Here is a 22,687-nt window from a genome sequence, read left to right as displayed (position 1 = left end):
GGCATCTTTCCGAACGACGAAGCCATCGTCCGTCTCGTCGGCGCACTGCTGCTCGAACAGAATGATGAATGGGCCGTCCAGCGTGCCAGGTATCTGACACTTGAGACCATGGCCAAATGAGATGAGCCCCAAATCAGCCTGCCCGCTGTGGCACGCTGATATCCCCTCCGACCCGACCTCGGAAAGCACGGCAATCAGCCGTCAGCTACCCCACTCCCATGGACACGATCGAAAAAACACTGATGCCCACCTACTCCTCAGAACCTTCACCACCTAAGGGGTCTACGTGGCTCCGCTTTTCCAAAGCATTTTAGAATATCGATTTTGCATGATGGCGACCAGTCCGGTTGCACTAGCATATGCGTAATCTGCAATTGGAGACCAACAACGGTGAAAACAGAACAGGCCCGCGGGGCGGTAAAATTTTCCGAGACGCCTCTAACATTCAAGCTAATCTTAGCCCTGCCGCGGCGCAGACACCTCCGACGGACTGTCAGCCGATTCGACGATGGTCTGGCGAAGGGAGCCACGCTTTCGCGGATCCTCGAGGCTTGGGCTGAGGTAAAGGGATCAGGAGCGGCGCATGCAACGCGCACCGCCCGCTTCATCGAGTCTAGCAGTCACGTATCCGCTTTATAGGCCGGACATGTGAGCGCACCGTTCCCATGTGAAGCGACTGAAAAGAATGCGCTTCATCACACCTTTCACTCTCAGGAGAGACCGCCATGGATAACTCAGAACGATCGCTGTGCTACAACATTTCCGAGGAAGATGATCGCACCCGGGCCATGGCGGGGTGGATCGAGAATATGACCGGGGCACAAACGCTTACGGGCATGCCGTCCCGATCAACGCCAGATCCCCATGCTCTTTCGCCTTCGTCGCCAACGCGACCATACTCGCTCTCTTCCGAACCTCCAATTAAGGTGCTCGACAGATCGACATTTGCCAGAAAAGTAAGGGAATTTTACGGTGATGAAATCAAGCACATTTCCGTCAATCCACAAGAGTACTCGCCCTTCGTGTCCTCTAAAGCCCTGCGTACGGCTACCATCGCTCGACTCTACGGCGGCACCGACAATGATACGCCCAGCGCGCGATATTTCAGCTATGATCTGGGAGAACGAAGCGTTGGGCTTTTAAGAACAGAGGATGGATTTAGCATCGAAAACGAGCCGTGGCGGGAACTATTTCCCGGTCGAAAAAGAATCACGTCGATTGTAGACCTTCGCGTTACTCATCCGCTTGTCGAGAACGCAGGCGATATTCTGCTCGAACATCAACTTCAACTCGACGGCGAACAGCCGTTGATCATGTCACGTCCCGCTACGCCGGAGATGGGAACCCGTCTAGAGCAGATGGGTTTCGTTGATGTGGGTGAAAATCGCTGGGTGCTCGACCCTACGCAACATCCCGACAAGTGGACAAAGAATAGCAAGGGTGGATGGCAGCGCGCCGACAAACCTTGGAGTTATCTCTCTAAAACCGTGGAGTATCTTAGCGACGATGAAGCAGGTGTCGAGGAGCATTCGAGTGACGCCAGTGTCGAGACAGATTCATCCGATGATGACCCGTCTTGGTACTTCGAACACCTCAATTTGAACCGCGGCTAAAAGCTTGCCTCATCGTGAGGACTTTTTGCGCCGCCGGCTGAGAGCCTGTGAATGTTTGGTGGCGGAGGCGATTGGATTGTGATTCTGTTGGGTCGTTGATTTGCTTGGAGGATGATGGTGGGCGACGACCTGTTCGAAGGATTGCCGGTGCATGGAGCGCGGCGAAGTGCTCAGGTGGGGCGCGGGGCGGCGCGCATGCGTGAGCCGGTGCGCGATCAGGTCGAGTTGCGTGCCGTCGATATCGACAGCTTGATCGGCCAGGATCACGCGGTGCGGGTCATTTGGAGCTATGTCGAGGGGCTGGATCTGAGCACGCTCGAAGATCGGATCAAAGCGCGTGAGCACCGGCCAGGCCATCCACCGATTTCGCCACGGCTTTTGCTGGCGCTGTGGCTCTATGCCAGCAGCGACGGCGTCGGCAGCGCGCGGGCGCTGGAACGGCAGTGCGGGAGCCACGACGTCTATCGCTGGCTGTGCGGCGGTGTCTCGATGAACTACCACACGCTTTCGGACTTTCGGGTTGGTTGCGCCGATCTGCTCGACCGGCTGCTTGCCGAGCATCTGGCGGCGCTTGCCGATGCCGGCCTCGTCACTCTCGATTGTCTGGCGCAGGATGGCGTGCGGGTCCGGGCAAGCGCGGGGGCCGCCTCGTTCGGCCGCAAGGCGACGCTTGATCGGCATCTTTCCATTGCCGAGGCGGTTGTGGATCAGCTCAAGCACGAGGTCGATGCGCGTTCGGATGCCAGCACTCGGCGCATCGAGGCGGCCAGGGAGCGGGCGGCGCGCGAGCGCGGCGAGCGGCTCAGAGCAGCCCAGGTCGCTCTTGACGAGATCGAGCGCCATCGCCAGGCGCGCGAAGAAAAGCGCGGCAATCGCAAAAAGCCGAAGGAGCCGCGCGCCTCCAGCACGGATGCACAGGCGCGGGTGATGAAGATGGCCGACGGCGGCTTCCGCCCGGGTTATAATGTGCAGGTTGCGAGCACGGCCGGTGAGCAGTTCGTGGTCGGGCTCGAGGTGACCAATGCCGGCTCCGATCACGGCCTCATGCGGCCGATGCTGGAGCGGTTGCGCGCGCTAAGCGGCCATCTGCCGCGGCGCTATCTCGCCGATGGCGGCTTTGGCAGCGCTGAAGATATCGAGTGGGCGCACGGCGAAGGGGTTGAGGTCTTTTGTCCGCCCACTCAGTCCAAGCACGGAACCGATCCCTTCTTGCCGCGGCGCGGCGACGGTCCGGGTGTGTCGGCCTGGCGAGCCCGCATGGCAAGCGAGACCGGCAAGGCTCAGTACAAACCCCGCTCGATCTGCGAATGCATCCATGCCCGCTGGCGCAACTGGAATCTGCGACAATTGACGGTGCGCGGCATCGAAAAGGTCCAGGCCGTCGTGCTCTGCTACGCACTCACCAACAATATCTTGCAAGGCCATCGGCTCGCCAACGGCTAAGCCAAGGCCATCACCCAGCGCCCATACGCGACCATCCGAACGCAGCGCGCAATCGTCTGACGCTCGACTGCATCGGCCAGCCAAGACCGGCCAAAACCGCACCATCTCAAAAGCTTCACAAGCTCTGAGTTGATACGCCCTTGTATTACGGGAGGACGCAGGCGAAGATTAGAGACTGCAATAATTGCTGCGACTCTCTGCGACGGCCCGCCTCATGCTGCACTCCGATCCTGCCGCGATGCAGATTGGCGGGGCTGGCTTCTGGGTGGTCCGCAACGATATCGCCGTTTGGGGTATCTTCTGATAATGGCCGTCGGGTTCGAAAACCTTCTGGTTGAGCCCGTAAAAGATCACCCAGGTACTCCCCAGGCGCCTCATGAATAACGACACCGAAGCGCTTGAACTCGAATCGCTCGTATCCGGACCCGTCGCCAAGCCCAAGGCGACCGTCCGACACGATGTCGATGAATGATCAACGTGCGAGCTGACCGGAAACCGCACGGTCCGGTCGACATCATCGGGACGCGCCCATGGGCCCCATCGGCACGCGTCGGCGAATAGCGGCGAGATCCGTCTCGTCGGCGCGTTCCAGTTCTCGACCATCGGCGTGCGCACATAGCCGAGCTCTTATGGCCGTCAGGCCCACTCGACGCGACGCCAACTCGCATGCCAAACTTTTCGTGATCAAGATCAGGCCCCTTCCAGGCAGCGTAGCCGTTGCGTCTGGGATCGCCCAGCAACCCGCCCAGCGAGGCCACATTGAAGATCACAGGGCCGCGCGGCAACGCCGCACCGCACCGTTCCGCTTCCAGGAAGATCCACGGCAACGACAATGTCGCCGTTTGTCGCAAAGGCATCGACCAGAGCGCGGCCAATCCCGCCTGCAGCGCGTGTAATGACGGCGGGTGTCTGCTTGCTTCATGGATTAGCTTCTCCTGCTCCGGCGTATGCGATCTAACGCTAAAGGAGCCAGATGACAGCAAGTTAGCACCACGTCCCGGAAAAGAAGAGTTCGGCACCAGCTGAACGCGCCGCTATTCCGCCTCGGCTTTCATGCTCTTTGCCGCTTCCGAGCGTATAGACCGGGTCGTTAGAATGCGATGTTCCGATCGGCTGCCTGAAACCGAACCGCTCAATCTCTGGCGACGCCGCCTGCTGTGTCTGCTCCTCGAGCCAATCATAGACCACTGTGCGGTCGGCAATTCTCCACTCCCCTTCCCTTTTCTGAAAATGGTCGCAATATCGACCACATAGGAGAAACCTGGCAAGTATGATCCGGCCGCAGTCCGGCCCTCGTTGGAGCGCAGTGAAGTAGCTCTCGACAGCTGCTTCAGTCGGGCTGATAAACTCAATCAGAACGTTGGTGATCTGGTGGATGTTACGCGGTTCGGTCTTGAAGACACCAAGCGTGAACTCAATGAATCCCTCGGCGGAGCCCGGATACGCTCCGTGAACGTCCTGCGCATCAGGCCAGAAGGAGCTGCGCAGCCCCGCCTCGTCCGCCCGTCTATCCCGCGGCAATACCGATAGGACAGTCGCGGATCGTTCGCGATCATGCAATTCGACCCATTTTCGTGGTCCATGGCCCGTCGCAAGTCTGGTCTTGAGTTGAAAATGGCGTTCTATGCATCTGCGAACGGACATTCGCGCCGTCGGCGCTTGACTTGGTCTCGCAATGCCACTTCCCAGGGAACGTCTGTGAACTCAAACAGCGTGCGTAGGACAGCAACTCCCGCGCAATCAAGGACCATTGGTGCGTTGGATTTTGTCTGCAAGAACAGCCAGGGCCTCTCTGCGCTTGTGTGGAAGGTAGGTAACGGTCCATTCGGCGACAATGCGATCGACGAGTTCGCCAGAAAGAGACCAATGTCGACTGGATCCCCGTTTGCGGCCGCCGGGGCTGCCGGTGCCTGTCTCGGCGAAGTCTCCTCCAAAGCCTGTGATCCGAACGATCCTGCCTGGCTCCCAATCGGGCTCGTCTGACCGAGCGGGAGCGGCTGATCGACGCGAGGGAGAAATCTGGGGCCAGGCGGCTCGCCTCTCGGCGTCACCCCACGTTCGGCTGGTTATGCCATCCGCGGGCATCAAATCGGGGTGAAAGAAAGTTCTAAGCCTGGTGTGGTCGAGCGGCCCGACCTGCCTCCTCAACTCAAGCACTCGAGGCGAGCCACCATTTTACCGGTGTAGGTCTATTGTCGAATGCCTGACAGCCCTATGTCGGGTCGCAAATGGAGGAACCGGACAAAAAACGCTAACCAATTGAAAACCTAAGCAATTTTCATTGGCATGGCCCTTGCTTCTTGAACCGCCAAGTTAAGCAGCAACGGAGCCTTTAATGCCCCCACCAATGATTTCGCTCAAGAACCTGACCAGCACGACAACTATGAACCAACTGCTGGCCACAGCGAAGTCCACTGCTTGCGCCGCGTCATTGTGCGGTTCGTCCGCAAAGCCGCACCACGTCGAGCCGGCTGTCTGGGAGAAAATCACGGACCTTTCCTGCTATTTAGAACAAGCGCACTACTATTTCGCGCGCATGCACGTCGTAGCCGCACCAGCTTGCAATATCCAGTGCAACTACTGCAATCGTAAATACTGCGCCAACGAAAGCCGGCCGACGCCTGACCAGGCGCTGCGAAAGGTCGTTGCGGTCGCCAATGAAGTCCCTCAGCTTTCCGTGCTCTTTATCGCCGGACCAAGCGATGCCTGTTATGACCGGAAGAAGACAAAGGCGACATTTGCACGCGGAGCCACAGAGGTCCCCGATATCAAGCTGTGTCTTTCAACCAACGGTCCGGCAGTGCCAGACCGTGTCGGCGAGCCTGCTGACATAAATGTTGATCACTTGACGATCACCATCAAAATGGTCGATCCGAGAGCCGGCGCGAAGATATCCGCGCCACTGCAGGGCCGAGCCGCAGCTCAGCAGAAGCCCGGATACAAGCAGACCCCGCGAGCACATAGGCATCCAAGTCTCGATATTCGTCCAACATGCCTGGCACTCTCGGGCGCAGCAGCGCTGAGCCCTTGGTCATCTCCCCGCGCAAAATCCCCGTTTGCTCTCTTTGATGCTTCGGGAGCATCCCGATCACCGCTTCTTGTGTCAGTCTGCTCCCGTCTCCAACGCTGCGGCGACCTCCTTGCGCAGCCATTTATGCTGCGGGTCGTGATGGCACCGCTCGTGCCAGATGAGCATGACCTTGTACGGTGCCGGCTCGAGGGGTGGATCAACAACCCTAAGCGGCAGCATCGCGGAAACTTGGGTCGCAACGCGGCGCGGGACGAGCAATACCAAATCCGTCCCCGAAGCCACCACCGCTGCCGTGAGAACGCTGGAAAAAAGTATGGGACTACGATCCTCTCGCAAGTTGGGCAAGTGGTCGTAGATCGGGCCGAAATGGTCGGGGGAGTCCGTACTGATGGCAGCGTGACGCAAGGTCGCGAAGTTGTCGATCGTCCATTCCTGCGCCAGCGCGGGATGGTCGTGGCGCAACAAACACGCGAAGCGGTCTGTATAGAGACTGCGCCGAAAATAGCCAGGCAGTTGCACGTCAATATGCCCAACGGCCAAATCAATATCACCTTGCTCAAGCCCCCGCACGGCACGATCAAACGGCAAACAGGCGAGTGTGTCGAGATGAGGGGCACGCTCGCGTAACCACGGCAGGAGGCGCGGTAGTACAGCCAAAGCTTGATGATCGGGGATCGCCAGCGTTGCCCCCCTCCCCCATTCTTTTGAGATTACGCTGCGGCTTGTCACCATCTCTCGGATCGTACGCAGTGCCGACGGCAGCCTTTGAGCCAAATGTTCGCCTTGCGGCGTTGGGATCAAACCCGTTGAAGACCGCACCAGGAGATCATCATTGAACAAGCCGCGCAGCCTTCCCAGTGCCCGGCTCATCGCCGGTTGACTCCGCCCGATGTGCTGGCCCGCGTGCGTCACGTTCCGGTATTCGAGCAGAGCCTCGAGCGCCACCAGGAGGTTGAGGTCTATTGATGCTAGGTTTATCTGGTGTCCAGTGAGGCGCTCTCCTCTCCAATCTTGCAACATCTTTCGCCTATAAGCGAGTTGATCCGTCACCTCTTTTTCTACATTGCGTTTCATGAAGTTCATTCCTCAACAATCAATTCCGGGTCCAACGTTTTTCGAGTTCATCTCGGCGGTGGAGCGCGGGTGACAACCTCCATGGCATTGTGCCATCACGCGTCCAATGGGCGGCCAGATCTGTGTGACGATGGCGATCACATGGAACATCGGGGTGTCCCACAGGAATATAGAGCCCGTGTCGACCTCCCCGAGCCCGTTGCAACAGCCTCGCATCCGATACTGGGGTGCTTGGGTGAGAGAGGCGCACGCGCTCGAGCACAGCGTTGCAATAGGCCTCGGTTGCATAATACGCGATGCGGTCGATGTCGCTGAGCTGAACACCTGCAGATGCGAGGCAATATTGAATCGAACGAATTGGTAGCGTGTTGGAGTGCTTGATCCGGTTAAGGCGCTCCTCCTCGACTGCCGCTATCATTCGGCCGTCGCGAACGCGAACCGCAGCCCCATTGTGCATAAAGCTGTTCGGTAGATCGAACGAATTTTCGTAGACTCTGCTTAGACGCCCACTCAGCCCTAGACACAGCATGTTGCTCTCCAGTCCGTTTCGAAAGGTAGGTCGCTCTGGCCCGACCGCCGGCTTTCGTAAGTTCAAAGCTTGTGTTTGACGTGTCAGATAGAGCTCACAGGCGAAGCCGATACTAATAGCGACCGGCTCGGCGACATTGCCGACAATCGATGCTGCGCAACCTTCTTGATGCTATAGTTGCGACGCCGCACGGAAACCCTGACCGAAGCATTTGCAGCAGAACTGCACGTAACCTATCCACATTACTCAGTCCTTCATATTTCGGCCCGACAGCCGCAAGAAAATCACGAGGTTTGGTGTTCCTGCAAAAGACGCAGATCATGTCCTTGCGGCTGCGAGCGCGCCTGCTCTGGCTTCTAGTCATTGTGAGGGATGCACTCACAGATTTAGTCGACCAGGCAACAGTGCTTCTTGTGAGAGCCCATTAGCACTGAAACGGCAGAAGCAACGGCCAAGATTTGGCCGATCACGTCCAACGTGATAACAATCGAGGCCAGGCAACTGACAGAGTGCTCCAACTCGTTTTCCAGCACAGTCTCTACCGAACCTGAGGACCCATTTTTAGAACTCCACACAATCGTTCTGCACAGCGCTCTTCAGCGTTTTTTCTAAGGGCAATTGTTTTGACCAGTAAAATTGTTTGTTTGGATGGAATGCGTGCAAAAAAGGGATGGGTGGATTCATAGCAAGGCGAGCGGCACTTTCAAACAGCGGCCGTGATGATCAACGTTTACGGCAAATCCGCCTCCGACGTCGGTGCCGACGACCGACCTCCGAAATCCTCGTGTATCGTCGTACCCGCAACACTCCTTCTCTACTCTGGTTTTCAGCCGATAAGCCTAGCCGCAGCTTCGCCAGTCGGCACGTCGATAAGCGTGATCGGGCTTGCTGCAAGGAAACGGCGTTGGTTGTTGGTCGGCGCTGCCGCATCCAGCACCGCAAAACGTGGTGCGTTGGATCGCGTCATGATCTGTCGGGCGTAGGCGCGCAGCATCTGGTCGTTGAAGCGGCAGCCGATGAAGAAGAGCCGAAGAGCCTCTGTTGGTGCGCCGCTCCTTCACCGCTTCGCTGACCCACCTGAGCGGCGGAACTCCTTCCGTCGCTGATGAGGCCGTTGATGGCCTGCTCGCCCGGCCTTCCGGTGGGTCGGCCGGCATCGAGAACAGGCGATTATTACGCGGCGGGCGCGGCGCGCGAGGTTTCGATGCGCTTCAGTCCATCGGTGATGGCCGCGAGCCCTTCCCGCAGCGTCTGCCCTATAGTGCCCGGACCGATGTCGATTGGAGGATTGTCAAGCATGGCTACAATGTCGCTGCCGTTGAGATAATCGAGCTTCTTCTGGACTGTGGTTCGGACACGCTCGGTCGCGCTCGACAGTGCCTCACCGTTGCGTTCGGTGATGGCGGAGAGCTGATCTGAAAGCTCTCCTCCGAACTGCAGGAAGATGTCGTCGACATACCTCCACGTTCCGCCGCGGGCTTCCACATCGACCATCTGGTTGATCTTGCTCTTTACCTCATCCCGCAGCGTCAAGGCAGTGTCGAGATGAGCCTGCCATATAGCTATGATACTTTCGACCGAGTTCTCGATGGATTTGGTCCGTTCGGGCTGGTCTGCGATGCCAAGAAGGACCAGAAGTTGATCATCGTTACCGGGCCGCGGGACCACCGCTGCGATCAGACGCTCCACAACCGCGCGCCTACGGGCTGCATCGCCTAGTTCCTTCGGCCATTGCGACGACACTATCTTCGCAATCCTCTCAGAATTCGCGTTCTCTAGCGGATAAGAAAGTTGTCGCTCCTGAGCCTTTGCCTTGATCAGACGGAACAAGGACTCTACTACCTCGTCTTGATCGAGAGCGCCCGTTGGAACTCTGTTCAGATCGATCCCATTCACCACGACCTCTTCGCGGCGGTCGCCGTTTGTCTCGCCCTGCCCCGCCCCATCGGGCATGTCATCCACATATTGAAGATTTCGCAGATTCTCAGGATAGGCCAGCATCAACAGAAGTCGGCCGGCGAAGTTGTGCAGCGTTGCCTCCTGCTCTTCCGGAGGCGTCGCAGCCAGCACACGTTGCAGCCAATCCGCGATCTTCGTGGTCAGATGGGACAACTCTGCGGTCTGTCCCGCGCCAATTTGCGCGCTGAGACTTACTGCGTGATTGGAAATGGTCGCGGCCGCGGCGGCAATGCCCTCCTTCACTTCCGGGAGAAGCTGCTCCAGGAGCTCAGCCCCGCCTTCACGCTTGCTTCTCTCTTCAGTTTCTTCAACACTCCCTGCAGAGTTCCCTTCCGCGCTATCGAGCGCCGTCATCGGCCGATTGAATTCTTCAGAGTCGTCGGGCGGAAGAAATTGGGAGTTCTCCTCGGCGTTCATCTCAAACTGCTGAATGTCTTCTTCAGTTAAGATTCCTGCTTCCTGCATGTCAGGCAACCTCATGCGGAAGTTCACGAAATACTTCTTCATCACCTTTTGGACCTGCGGGAACCCGGCCTTTCCACCATCAGCCAACTTGACGAGGATAACGCCGTTTTCGTTCATCCTGCCCGTGCCTCTCCGCAGAAGCGAAAAGTTCTCCTTACTACTATCCTCATCATCTTCAAAAGGCATGTTTTTCAAAGTTTGTGCCAATCCATTGAGCTTTTTCTTACTCACCAGGACAGCAGGCTTCCGCAGATCGCCAACCGTGCCAACCGCAAAGCAGAACTCCAAATCCGCTCTGTTCTTCGTCTGGTCGATCAACTGCAGAAATTTCTTCGCTCTTGTCCTATTGTGCTTCATTCCGGCCATTATATCTCTCCAGTTTCCTGTTCTAGATCAGTGTACGTCGGTTGATAGGGTGGGACAGGATCTGATCACCCAACTTCCCGAAGATCTGCCTGATGGAGGTGACCGCGCTCTCCAGCGGTCGAGTCGAGCGGGAAAGCGGCGCGCCGAGATCAAGCGACGATCGCCGCCAGTCGCAGCCGTGACCGCCTCCGATCCGGCCGGCAACCGACATGCCGACCTCTCCCGCCGCAGACCTGCGTGGGCGTCTCGTGACCCCATAGGGCTTTCCCAGCGCCAGTCGGATGCTATCCCGGCGTTCATAAGAAATCTGGACATCGGAATTCTGACAGCAGATTGCGTGACAACGGGCTCATCACGCTGTCAGGCTGGAGGTTAAAAACCGCCCAATGGCGACCGGACACCAGTCGTACCTGAATAAGGTCCCCTCCTCCCAATGGCTGCTTATCCGCCTCATTTAAGAGGCGAAACAGCGCCCAATGGCCGCTCTTGGAGAGGGTGGCGCCTTGAAAACCGATGAAAGCGACGGAAGCGCCGCCGACGCCGCCGGCCGTAGGCCAATGGAAATGCATGGCCGCGGCGGCCGTTCCTCGTCGATGTTCGAGGCGCTGGCCGTCGATGTCTACCACCACCTGGTCTGTCAACGGATCGGTCTCGGCGACGGTGAGCAGGAATCCAACTGACACCTGGCCGGCATCATCGAACATGGTGTCGCGGATCGTGGCTGCCCGTTGGAACTGGGCCAAGGTATTGCGGCCGATAGGGAAATCGACACCGCTCGTTGGCCGAAACTGCCACGAACCTTTGGATTTGTCGACGAATGGGGAAAGGTTCTCGGCGAAGAAAGTGTCGATCTCCGCCTTGCGGCCGAACAGTCGGGCGAAATCGCTCAAAGGGATATCCCGGCGGGATCCGCTCGCGAAGGGATACCGTCCTTCGGTAGCCCGTCGGCACAAATCGCCGGGGCCGCCCGCCCAACCGCTCGCCAACCCGCGCCTCATGCCGCTGACGGTTAGGTCCGAGCTGTGGCGGCTGAGGCCGAGGATCCATTGCCGGATGGGTTCGGGCAGATCGGCCGCCCCCGCCTCGATCTGTTGGATGGCGACGCCCGCCTGCCCGTTGTGTTCCAAGATGTTCGAACCCGCCAGCCCCTGCGCCTGGCTGAGGGAGCGATACAGTTCGCCGAGATCCCGGAGAGCACTGTCGATCGGCGCCTGCGCGCCCGCTTGGCTGTTCGACGGCACTTCGACCAGCTGGTGCAGCCACCGGAAATGATCGCCCATATAGAGCTGGACGTGAGCTTCAGGCGTGTCCGCGGCCGGTTGAGACCGGAAGAGTGCCTCGAGCTCGCTTGGCAACACCTCGCCCTGGGGGACACTGTCACCTTTAGTCAAGCCGTCCTCGGGAGCCGGTGGTTGCTTGAGCTTTAGCTCCTGCGCCGCCGCGAAAAGGAACAGGCGCATTGGTGACGTCGGCGCGGACAGCGTGTTCAAGGTGCGCAGCGCGTCATCGATACCCCCAGACGGGCGGATGGACATATCGCCAATGAGCTGGTCCCAGTGCAACGCGAACTCCTGAGCGTAGAGATCCGCCGCCGAACGCCGCAGCTTCTGGCTCACATCACCGGCTGCAATCGGCGCGACTACCTGTGAGTCGAGAACCCAGCCTTCTGCAGCGACAGCGTCAGCCACTTGCGGCAGCAATCGCAGGAAGGTTCCGTAAAACCCCGCCCTCGTGTAGATGCCAGGAACCCCCTCGCTGAGCGGCTGTCCCGATTTGCGAGCCAAGACGCCCTGCGCCAGCGGCCCGGCATGGTCGGCCAGACGCCAGGTTGGCGCCCGCGAGGCTTCGGGACTGGTCGCGATGATGTCGAGGACGCGGCGCGCCATCGAGACGGTCTGGAGCTTCGCGCGGCTCCTCTCGATCAGTTCGCCATTAAGCTCACTATGGGGCAGCGGCCCTTCCATGAGTGCATCCAGGTGATCAGCGAGCGCGCTGCGCAGGCCGGCATCGGCTTCGGCCGGAAACATCACTCGCCAGTCGGCAGCCATCCAGTTTTTGACGACCGCGCGCTGGAGCGGACCCTGCTGACCCAGCATCAGGTAAACCTTTAACGCCTGGTAGACGAACTGATCATCGTCGTGCCGCTCGACCAATAAGGTTTCCAACCGGAACATCAGCCGCGGCAGCAGGATGGTGTTCACGGCGCGGCGGTACGCCGCGAGCGTCTGAACCTTGATTTTCTTACTCTGGTCGAGACCCGAACTTGATAGGCGGCCGCCCGCGCTGTCGCCGTTGGCATCACGCAGCCGCTGAAGCAGTGGCAGGATGGGTCGAAGATCGCCACTCTCAACCCGGTCGAGCTTCAGCTTTTCGGCCCCTCTAGCATAGCTGCCAGCCATTAGGCGAACGCTCTCGATCAGCTGAACATTCCGAATATAGCTGAACGTCCATAAGACGCTGGCGGTAACAATGACCGCCGCTATCATCGTGTAGGCGCCATACCGGATCCGCCGCTGGCGCCGATCGAAGCGGTGATTGGCATCGACGAGCCCAGCTTCGGCGAAAACGACTTCGCGCAGCAGCCGGCTGATGAAATAATTACGGCCCGGGCCACGAAGCGCTGTACAGGGCGGCTGAGCGATCTCGAAGGTCTGAGATCTGGCGTTCGCAACTCGATCGAAGGGCATGCCAATTTGCGTGCCGCTTAAGAAGTAGACGCCGCGGAGCATAAGCGGTTCCTGGAACGAATTCCCGCCAAAGGCTTCCTTCAAGAACTGTTGCGTCAGGTGCTTGAGGCTAGCGACCTGCTGTGGGAAGCCGAACATGAGCGCGCGACGCTGGAGGTTGCTTTCGTGCTGCATTCGTTCAAGCAGCCTTTCGTTTAGGCGGCCAACAAGCGCATCGTATGCTGCGGCAAACGCCATCGGATCGCCTTCGTCCTCCGACGCCTCTTGCGCATAGGTGAACCCCCACACCGCCTCCCGCCCCTCGCGACCCAGATCGTCGAAGAATTCAACAAATCCCGCCAGCAGATCGCTCTTAGTGAAAAGCACATAAATCGGCAGTTGCAGGCGAAGCTCCCTGTACACTTCGAGGAGCCGCTCACGGATACAGCGCGCGCGATCGGCGAGCACTTCCTCGGATGTAGAATTCAGCTCGCTGATTGCGATCGTGACTAAGACACCGTTCAGCGGCTGCCGTGGCCGGGAGCGTCTGAGCATATGAAGCAAGCCACGCCAAACCGCTTTGTCCCGGTCTGCATCACCCTCCTGTATCGTGTAGCGCCCAGCAGTGTCGACGAACACCGCGTCATCGGTGATCCACCAGTCGCAGTTTTCCGTACCCGCTAACCCACCGGCGGCTCTCAGACCGGACCTCGCCGCCATCGGAAAGCTGAGCCCGGAATTGACTATTGCTGTGGTCTTCCCCGAGTTGGGCGGACCGATCATCACATACCAGGGCCGCTGATAGAGCCACCGCCTGCTGATACCTCCTGCGTAGCGGCGCCCCTTGAGTGTGGTAAGGGTCTCGCGAAAACGATGACGAATCGCCTCCAGCTCTCTTTCAGCAAGCGTGCTGGCTTGCCCCACACTTCGGTCGGAAGGCCTTGGGTCTCCCTTCTTCTGCTCGGCCCCACCCGCGTCCAGCGCTCCCGACACTCGTGATTGGACGAGGTCTTCAAAATAGGCCTGAACCTTGTAAAGCTGGGACTGGATCAAGTAGATCACGGTGTATCCGACCGGAATCAGCATCGATGCCGCGATCTGGCTGCGAAGGCTGTCAAGCGGCGCAAATCCTCCGACCGAGATATGCGGTCCGAGCGTGAAGATTAAGGCACATACGATCGCCGCCCCGCCGACACGGAGCCATTGCCACCTAAGCGCTTTCTTGATTGACTGCATGGCTTGTCTTCATTGTGTCTTTGTGATGATGATTTGAATCCGACGGTTCCGCGCGCGGCCCTCGGGCGTGTGGTTCGAAGCGACCGGTTCTCCGCTCCCTCTGCCCTCTTCTCGCACGCGGCCTGGGTCATCCATCATGGATTTGATAATCTCGGCAGCTGCGCTCGCACGCGCGAGCGAAAGGGAATCGTTTGAAGGGAAGGCGAGTGATTGCACCGGAATGGCGTCGGTGTGCCCGGTCAGGAGGACCGATCCCGACTCACCGTTCAGAGAACGACCAATTCGTAAAAGAAGCGGCAGGAACATTTTCTTCACTTCCGGACTAGCAGAATCGAACATCCCGGAGGCGCGAATGATAACGACGATCTGCTGTGGGTCCTCGGACACAGTGACAAGCCCTTCGCGGATTTCGGGCTCGAGGAAGTTACGCAGTCGGTCGCTGCTCATAACAACCTTTGGTGGCAATGCGATTCTCGCCGATCTGACAACGCCGTTCGGCGGCAATGTCGCGATATCGTTGAAGACAGCGTCGGCGCGGGCATTTAATGCATGCAGGAGTCCGGTATAGATCGAGAGGAGTAATCCTGCCCCAAACGCTACGACGGCCCAGATTGGAACGATTGTGCGGCGTGGCTTCGGATTATTTGAGTTCCTCCGCCAGTGCGGGGATAGTTCGCGCTCGAAGTCACCACGGGCTGCTCGGATCAGGCGGTAGACGTCTTCGCACAGCACACTGAGCTCTGCGGCTCCTCCCGCAGTGACGCGGTAGCGGCCTTCGAAGCCCAACCTCATGCAGTAGTAGAGCAGCTCCAGCAGTTCTATATTGATGGCCGGTTCATTTTTCAATTGCGTCAGCAGATCGAAGAAGCGCTCGCCGCCCCAGGTATCGCTGAACAGCGATCCCACCAAGCTGCGCGTCGTCCAGACGCTGTTGCTGCCCCAGGCTGTGTTCAGAACGATGTCATCGATGGTCGCGCAGAGGGCGTATTTGCAGACCTTGATCGCTCGCGAGGGCAATCCGAGCGGCGTGATCCGACGCTCAAAAGCATCGATCTCCCGCAGCACCCTAAGGCGCAGTGCTTCAACGTCGATATGGCTAGCACTGCTCTTGAGCTGAGCGCTGAGACCCAGCAGCGCCGCCGCGGCCGCGACCAGTGGATTAAGTCGGTCGAGCGCAAGCATCTCCCAGGTAAGTTCGTCCGCCACTGGCGATGACGGCGAAGGGACAGCCAACTGCTCCTCGGCGTGAAGGAGGACGAGTGGCTGGGATTTTGGCATCGTTTCCTCAATCACCATCATCAACCCGCCCACTTCCCTTCGGAGCGGACGCTCTCATCGTGGGATCGGCGGGCGGGTCGACTACGCTCTCGCACTGGGCGCGCGAAGTCGGCGCCGAAGCTCCGGAGCAAATCGGTTTCGATGCTCGATACGACGTCATTGAAGACGCGCACGTACGCGCTCCGGTTTCGCGCCTTATGGTTGCGGTGCAAAAGGGAACGGGGCCGCCCCATCGCCTTCTCGATCCCTGCTAGGGACAAGCGTGCACGAACGCTGGACAGAGCCTTCTGCACAGCCGCGAATGACACGTCATGCGTCCCACGGTCGGTGAAGGCTTGCTCAACGGCCAGGTCTCCGCGGAGGAACCCGCTGGAGTCATTGCACAGAACTGCGAGCAACGCCTCACCGACATCGGGAACGAGACTCAGGGTTTTTTCGTCGGAACTCTTATTTCTGAATAATTGTTCGCCAGCTCTCGCTCGGAGAGTATGCTGTGCAGCGCGGCGGAATACAGAAGCATTTTCCCTGCACGATCCAGCACGCTTACGATGCCGGCATTCCGGACATCTGCCAATGATAAGCCGCAGGCGGCAAGGAAAGCCGTGACCGCCGCTCGATGATTCTTGGCGAGATGATTGCTCCACCTTGGGTTGCGTCAAGATGGGGGCCCGATCTGGCACACTGTCTGCGTAGATATCCCACGGACTTCTCATCATGCCCGCCAGCGCGTCTAAACGAGTGCCTAAGAACGGCAATGGTAGGAACTCGCCGTCCCTCAGGTCCAGCAGCGCTTCTTCACCCCGGGTGCAATTGCCCGCCAGGAGCGACGAGGCCGTTTCGAGGGGGCCAAGAAGACTCAACTCCTCACTTGTCGCTGCAAGTTGTCCCTCCGGTTCGGCGGCACTCTCCGCAATGGATATCGAAGGCGACACCGCGACGACATCGGTCCTATAGGCGCCGATCTGAATAAAATCGCTGGTTTTCCGGGCGACCGGCGCCTCTGACGGAAGCGGCACCGCCTCGTCATTTTGACATGTGTCGTCGCGGCCTCGGTCGATCAGTACGTATCGCCGTGCCATGCACTCGATTGAGCAGTGGGATTTCGAGACCATCTGTTGATCATCCGGCAGAACCAGGCTGTTGCCTGCTCGGCTGGTAGTCAGTCCACCAGCCGCGTCGCCCGGCACGAGATATTCCGGAAAACTACATCTTTTGCTGTGTACACGTAGCGTGAGGGGCATTGGTGGGCTAACTCAAATGTGGGTTCTGTCCGGCTCGGATGGCCCAGAGAGCCATTTCGAGATTTGGGAAGTCGCCAGCAACGTGCAGCGCCAAGCCGGCGGATTGGGGCATCTCCTTCCAGAAGCGGCTATTTTGATCGATCTCGAAATAGCTGAATCCAACATGGAACGGGATCTGACGCGGCGCGACCGGTAGGGGATTGATGATAATGCCGGGCAGTGCGACATTGACGAGTTCCGTGATTTTCTCCGCCGGGCCGATCTTAATCTGAGACGGGAACTCGCGCCGGAGGCGCTCGACCTCAATATCAGCCCGAGCAGCCAGCACGAAGCTCGAGGTCGTAAAGAGAGAGCGGTCGGCCACCTCAGCCACATGGACACCGTATTTTTGCCGCTGCAGCGGTACGGGGACCGCAGTCTGCTCAATCACTGCACCCAGCGAAGCCCGGATCGACTGCATCACTGGCAAAAACGCCTCCGCGAGAGAGTCGTGCTTGTAAACACCAAGGGTCGGGGCACGTTTATCGACGCGGGCGAACGTGGCTAGTTCACCCGCCAACTGGAGCATGACAACATACAGCGATTCCGGATTTACAACGGCGGCCTTGGACAGGTGGCAGAAGTACGGCTCGTACCGATTGATCGCCTGCAGCAGAAGGAAGTCCGCGAGCTCTGCAACCCGGTTCGTTCCCGACTGAGAGACCCGAGTGGCCAGAGCTTCACCACGATGGTGAAGCAGGCCGGTGATCTCAGTGATGTAGTTCGAGAGGACCCGGGAGCTGGCGCAGTCGGGGGTTGGCGGCACGTGCGTTTCGTCCAGAATGATCTGTCGGTCGGCCCGGACCTCTATGATACGGGCGATTGGGATGCAAGTGTAGCCAGACCGGTCTGCCGCGTCCGGCAGCAATCGAAAATCCAGCCTCGCTACGTCGATGGAGGCGCTGCCTCGCTCGCCAGCGTTGGTGTCGACAACATCCTCAGTGGAGACTGCGAAGCGGATAGGTACGTCAATTCCCGCTTGCGCGTCGGTTTCAAGAGCGCCGGGTTGATAAAACGGTACCGCCAAGTGAATAAGCGAATCTCGAAAATCCGGCGGAACGTCGTAGGGAGTTGGCTGGTTGGCTTCGTCAGGAATACTGAAGGGCATCCCGTCCTCCAAGACGCCGCGAGCCGCTTCGATGGCGATCTTTCCGAGACCAAGCAGCTCTCGATTGAGCCGCAGCTCGCTGATACCCCACCCGTACCCATGCAAAACCGCCGTCCTGCTGCGCACCAGCTGTTCGACGTGACGATCGGCCTGCTGAAAATGCTGCGGGCGGAGGAACAAGCCCTCCGACCAGACGACCCTATTATTCCACGACATTCAAGACTCGCCTCGCGTCCACCTGACAGAACGGCTTTCTCCGTAAAAGTAGCAGAGCTTCACTGCCCCCTTGCATGCACATCTGATATCCAACAATGCGCTGGTAGAAGGGCATCGCGTGTCGGGACAGCTCAGATATGCAAGCGCCGAAGCTCATCAGGATTGGTCATGAGCCCCCTTGCAGCGCGACAAGCAAGGGGTCTCATCTAGACTGTCGCTCAGTAGCCCGTTGCCCTCAGAGCCTTATTGGTCGTTCATGTTCACACTGACCTACAACGCGCCAATTCGCCTGTCCTGTCACTCGTACGGGATGAATCTCGCAAATGACCGCCCGGAAGCCTTGAGAGCCGGCGCCGCAAGTACGGGGCCAAAAGAGCAGCGCAACAGGCAAGGTGACACGTGATGCGCATTGCCTCGTCGAAAATGTTCCTGAATACGCTGAGGCAGTGCCGCCGCCAACATCGTCTTCACGCGCCGCCGCCCCTAGGTGTTTAGTCCCGGCATTTGATGGATGGGGTCGATGATGAATCGATCCGGCTCCAAAGTCCATTGTCTGCAGATGAACTCGTAAGGCGTAAGGCCCTTTAGCGTCTTGAGCCGGCGCCCGAAATTGTAGGCGTCGATAAAGTCAGCCAGATGTTTTTTCAACTGCGCATGATCGTCGTAGTGGAAGCGCTTGACGGTCGCCTCCTTGATCGTTCGGTTCATCCGTTCGACCTGTCCGTTGGTCCAGGGATGCTTCACCTTGGTCAGGCGATGCTCGATGCTGTGATCGTCGCAGACCCAATCGAAGATGTGCTGGAAGGCATTTCGATCACAAGCTCGGTTGGTGAACTGAATGACATTGTCGGTCAAAACGGTGTGAATGGTGTAGGGCACTGCCGTGATCAGATTGCGCAAGAACTGAGCGGCATTCATCTTGCCGGCTTTGGTGTAGAGTTCCGCGAACGCGAACTTGGATGTTCGGTCAATTGCGACAAAGAGATAGAGCTTGCCCTCGGCCGTCTGCACCTCGTCAATATCGATGTGGAAGTAAGCGACCGGATAGCTTTTGAACTTCTTCTTCGGCTCCTTGTCGCCTCTGACCTCCGGCAGACGTGAAATGCCGTGGCGCTGCAAACACCTGTGCAACGACGAACGCGTCAGATATGAAATGGTCGGCTGAAGAGCGTAGAGGCAATCATCGAGCGGCAGCAACGTGTGCCGGCGGAAGGCGACGATAACGGCTCTTCTTCGAGGGAAAGGGTCGTCGAGTGCGGGTCCTTTGGGCCTGTAGGAAGGTCGACCAACGATGTCCGCTTCTTCCATTTCGCCACGGTTTTCTGGTTGATCCCGTATCGCTTCGAAAGCGTTCTCAGGCTCTCTTCACTATTTTGTATTGCTCGACGGATTGCCTCTGTCGTCGTGGCGCTCCCGTGTAGAACCTGGCCCATAGTGCTTCCCTCCATGCCAAGGAAAATATTGCACCATCAAATGCCGGGACCAAACACCTAAAGCGCCTTGACGACCAGCTTAGCGATTAGACAACCACCTCCTGGACACGATCCACGAACCGGTTGCAGTCCCGGTTCGCGCCAGGTGCGGGATAGCAGCCCTGGCGGCATGGATCATTCATGCGGCGAAGATAGGCATTTCCACATTTGGTGATGCCCAATAGCTAGCGAATGGGATATGCGCTGCGCCTCATGTTGGCGCGCGAGCACATGCTAGATGGCACGGTGGAGATCGACCGTTTTCATCTCGGTGAGCGACCGAGAATGGATCCGGACGGTCTACCGCCTGGACGGGGCCGAAAAGGCCTTTCGATACATGCAGGGCGCGCGACGGCGAAAGGGATCGAACCGCAACCTGCCTGATGGGCGGTGAGGCGTTCATGGCGATTGGCAAGAGCTTTGCTACGCATGAGAACGTAAAGCATTCGAGCCGCGAATTCGTCCAAGTCGCCGTCCACTCGGTGGGAGGTTTCAAGGCCCGGGTCCGCCGCACCATTGCCGGCGTCTTTCATCATATCAGCCCGCAGCATGCCTTGTCTTTCCACGAGATCGGCTTCCGCTGGTCACAGCGCATTGTTACGGGCCAGGCAGTGCGGATACTAGTCACGGCTGCCGCCGGCGCTGCGATTGCTGCAAGTCTTTCGCGCTATTACCGGCCGGCAATGCGCAGAAGTCCGGATGCCGGGATCATCGTTAAATCTCCCAGCCTTTTGTGATAAGGCCGCGTTGTTTAGCGGAAGCCAGCAAGGAGTTCGAAGACGAAGGCCGACCTCACTGGCGCCGCAATTGGCGACAGTTGCCACTACCCAGGTATCGGTGGGCCAATCCCACCATAGAAGAGATCATGTCGATGTTTCGTCGTAACCGGCTTGCGCGGCACCGGCGGCCGTCAGCGTTGATAGCAATCCGTGCCGATCGCCACATCAAGCGCGGACCTCCGGTCTGGAGAACGGGTCGTCGCTGCATCTCTCGAAGGATCGCCGCTGTTGTTATGGGTTCACGCAGGAGCTGCGCCATAGCCGTTCACTAACCGGATGCGAGCATATCACCTGTGCATGCAACCCAATACCGGGACTGCGCTAGTTTGAATCGCGGGCTCTTCTCCGTGGTTTTCGAGGTTCTGCTGCAATGATGCGTTTACGCTACCAGTTATCAACGGCCTGGCCATGTCTTCGGGATCTGCCGGCCTCCCGTCACCTGAGCTCGATTCCGCAGAGCCGCCCCATGCCACAACAGCAAAAAACGGGACCCACGGTGATTAAGCGGCGTCTGAACGAGGCTCGGCAAGCTGGAGCGGTCGATGGTCGCAGTCGCGCCCCTTGCACTCTGGTTAAGTCGCTTGAGCCCCTGATAAATTCTGACCTTCCGTCAGCAGTCGGTGCTCGACAGCTGACCCCTTGTTTCCTGAAGGCCATATCCCAGGGGGGTGAGCATGGTTGACAGGGACCCTCGGACTAAGGGGCAGTGCTCTTCGCGGCCGGATGAGGGCCGGCACCCAGCGGATCAAAAAGCGCAGTCTTCAGTGGCGCGTGTCGATCAAGTGGCCGACAACTTCAATTCGGACGACATCTGGCAAGAGAATTCTGTATTGCGTTACGTGGAAAGGCTAAGCGTCCACCAGCCAAGCCCGCCGACCGAGCTTCAAAGCCCTGAAGAACAAACCCCGCAAATGATGGCTGACATGACGGAACTGACGAGAGTTCCGGTCGTCCCGGCAGAGACCGCGTTCAACCTCACGAGGACAACAGATGAATACAATAATGCCGATCGCACTATTCACCTCGTCGAGGGCCAGCCGCTGGAGACTGGCCCTCAGCGCGGGGGGCTGCATGGCCTTGGGAATTTAGAAGCCTCAGCGGTTGCCGGGCCCACCGAGGTGCCGGGTGGAAGAGAGGAGCATTCGGCCATGTCCGAGGTGCCCGCGGAGCCCAGCGATCCGACCGGTGGCGGGCGCAAGAGGCGGACTACTGAGAAGGACGCAGATCCCAGGCCCAGCCGCAGGCAGACGTTATATGCTCAAAGGCCGCAGGCGTTGGCGCCTGATCTCAGCGCCGCGAATGCCGGCATAATCGTGGGGGCCTCAACGGGCGATCTCGTCAATCGAGCGGCGTTCCGGACGGTGTCGGCCCAGGACCAGGCGAGGCTGGACGAAATCGCCAGGCAGACACCGCGGCAGTCGAGGCAGAGCAAGGGGGCGTGGGCGGACGCGCTGAAGGCGGCCCATCCCGATCTCAGCGCCGCCGATGCCGCCGTAATCGTGGGCGTCGTAAAGCGGGTTATCGCCAGGAGGGCGGCGTATCGAACGGTGTCGGCCCAGGACCGGGCGAGGCTTGACGAGATCAAGGCGGCGACACCGCAGCTGCCGGGGCAGAGCAAGGGGGCGTGGGCGGACGCGCTGAAGGCGGCCCATCCCGATCTCAGCGCCGCCGATGCCGCCATAACCGTGGGCTCTTTTAAGGACGATATTGCAAGGAGGACGGCGTTCCGGACGGTGTCGGCCCAGGACCAGGCGAGGCTGGACGAAATCGCTAGGCAGACACCGCAGCTGCCGGGGCAGAGCAAGGGGGCGTGGGCGGACGCGCTGAAGGCGGCCCATCCCGATCTCAGCGCCGCCGATGCCGCCATAGTCGTGGGTGCCGTAAGGCAGGATATTGCTAAAAGGGCCGCGTTCCAGACGGTGTCGGCCCAGGACCAGGCGAGACTGGACGAAATGGCGGCGGTGACACCGCAGCTACCGGGGCAGAGCAAGGGGGCGTGGGCGGACGCACTGAAGGCGGCCCATCGCGATCTCAGCGCCGCCGATGCCGCCGCCATCGTGGGCGCCGTAAAGCGGGTTATCGCCAGGAGGGCGGCTTTCCAGACGGTGTCGGCCCAGGATCAGGCGAGGCTGGACGAAATCGCTAGGCAGACACCGCGGCTGCCGGGGCAGA

General features: G+C 59.2%; 9 protein-coding genes and 8 pseudogenes. 6 read left to right on the top strand and 11 right to left on the bottom strand.

The window, feature by feature from the left end; all coding sequences use genetic code 11:
• The 3 genes from CO660_RS33005 to CO660_RS30060 all read left to right on the top strand — a co-directional run.
• Positions 1 to 120: transposase (locus CO660_RS33005; RefSeq protein WP_141504942.1), on the top strand; the 120-nt coding region annotated here is incomplete at its 5' end.
• Between the two features lie 605 nt (positions 121 to 725).
• The gene (locus CO660_RS30065; protein WP_040111827.1) at positions 726 to 1,613 is read left to right on the top strand and encodes a hypothetical protein; all 888 of its coding nucleotides are present in this window, start codon (positions 726 to 728) and stop codon (positions 1,611 to 1,613) included.
• A 111-nt stretch (positions 1,614 to 1,724) separates the two neighbouring features.
• Positions 1,725 to 3,056: an IS1182 family transposase gene (locus CO660_RS30060; RefSeq protein WP_077991417.1), complete on the top strand. Its 1,332-nt coding sequence runs from the start codon at positions 1,725 to 1,727 to the stop codon at positions 3,054 to 3,056.
• Positions 3,057 to 3,260: 204 nt separating this feature from the next.
• Here the strand turns inward: CO660_RS30060 and CO660_RS34160 are convergent.
• A pseudogene (locus tag CO660_RS34160) lies at positions 3,261 to 3,525 on the bottom strand (LLM class flavin-dependent oxidoreductase); the annotation flags it as partial.
• A gap of 515 nt (positions 3,526 to 4,040) precedes the next feature.
• A pseudogene (locus tag CO660_RS30045) lies at positions 4,041 to 4,639 on the bottom strand (nuclear transport factor 2 family protein).
• A gap of 752 nt (positions 4,640 to 5,391) precedes the next feature.
• Between CO660_RS30045 and CO660_RS30035 the strand changes: the two are divergent.
• A pseudogene (locus CO660_RS30035) lies at positions 5,392 to 5,949 on the top strand (radical SAM protein); the annotation flags it as partial.
• 210 nt (positions 5,950 to 6,159) lie between these two features.
• On the opposite strand, the gene CO660_RS30030 reads toward CO660_RS30035, so the two are convergent.
• The 9 genes and pseudogenes from CO660_RS30030 to CO660_RS29975 all read right to left on the bottom strand — a co-directional run bounded on the left by CO660_RS30030 (position 6,160) and on the right by CO660_RS29975 (position 19,697).
• Positions 6,160 to 7,170 carry a LysR substrate-binding domain-containing protein gene (locus CO660_RS30030; protein WP_040111826.1) on the bottom strand — a complete coding sequence of 337 codons (1,011 nt, stop codon included), beginning with the start codon at positions 7,168 to 7,170 and terminating at the stop codon, positions 6,160 to 6,162.
• A 193-nt stretch (positions 7,171 to 7,363) separates the two neighbouring features.
• A pseudogene (locus tag CO660_RS30020) lies at positions 7,364 to 7,690 on the bottom strand (carbamoyltransferase N-terminal domain-containing protein); the annotation flags it as partial.
• 826 nt (positions 7,691 to 8,516) lie between these two features.
• Positions 8,517 to 8,751, bottom strand: a pseudogene (locus CO660_RS34575) (SIR2 family protein); the annotation flags it as partial.
• Positions 8,752 to 8,863: 112 nt separating this feature from the next.
• Positions 8,864 to 10,480: a hypothetical protein gene (locus CO660_RS30010; protein ID WP_064842681.1), complete on the bottom strand. Its 1,617-nt coding sequence runs from the start codon at positions 10,478 to 10,480 to the stop codon at positions 8,864 to 8,866.
• Between the two features lie 296 nt (positions 10,481 to 10,776).
• Positions 10,777 to 14,382 (bottom strand): type VI secretion system membrane subunit TssM, encoded by a 3,606-nt coding sequence (tssM, locus tag CO660_RS30000; protein WP_077991410.1) that lies wholly within the window; start codon positions 14,380 to 14,382, stop codon positions 10,777 to 10,779.
• Positions 14,383 to 14,391: 9 nt separating this feature from the next.
• The gene (gene icmH, locus CO660_RS29995; RefSeq protein WP_012489524.1) at positions 14,392 to 15,681 is read right to left on the bottom strand and encodes a type IVB secretion system protein IcmH/DotU; all 1,290 of its coding nucleotides are present in this window, start codon (positions 15,679 to 15,681) and stop codon (positions 14,392 to 14,394) included.
• A complete protein-coding gene (locus tag CO660_RS29990; protein ID WP_077991407.1) occupies positions 15,681 to 16,847 on the bottom strand; it encodes a type VI secretion system-associated FHA domain protein in 1,167 nt (388 codons plus the stop codon). The genes icmH and CO660_RS29990 overlap by 1 nt, the downstream gene beginning before the upstream one ends.
• A gap of 61 nt (positions 16,848 to 16,908) precedes the next feature.
• Complete coding sequence (gene tssK, locus CO660_RS29985; protein WP_064842673.1) at positions 16,909 to 18,264, bottom strand: type VI secretion system baseplate subunit TssK; 1,356 nt, start codon at positions 18,262 to 18,264, stop codon at positions 16,909 to 16,911.
• Between the two features lie 483 nt (positions 18,265 to 18,747).
• Positions 18,748 to 19,697, bottom strand: a pseudogene (locus CO660_RS29975) (IS481 family transposase).
• A 216-nt stretch (positions 19,698 to 19,913) separates the two neighbouring features.
• Between CO660_RS29975 and CO660_RS29970 the strand changes: the two are divergent.
• Both CO660_RS29970 and CO660_RS34150 read left to right on the top strand, forming a co-directional pair.
• Positions 19,914 to 20,473 (top strand): annotated as a pseudogene (locus tag CO660_RS29970) (transposase); the annotation flags it as partial.
• Between the two features lie 1,355 nt (positions 20,474 to 21,828).
• Positions 21,829 to 22,687 (top strand): annotated as a pseudogene (locus CO660_RS34150) (hypothetical protein); the annotation flags it as partial.

Origin of the sequence: Rhizobium sp. L9, assembly GCF_002531885.1 — a bacterium.
Classification (GTDB): domain Bacteria; phylum Pseudomonadota; class Alphaproteobacteria; order Rhizobiales; family Rhizobiaceae; genus Rhizobium.
This window is presented reverse-complemented; position numbering and strand designations above follow the sequence as displayed.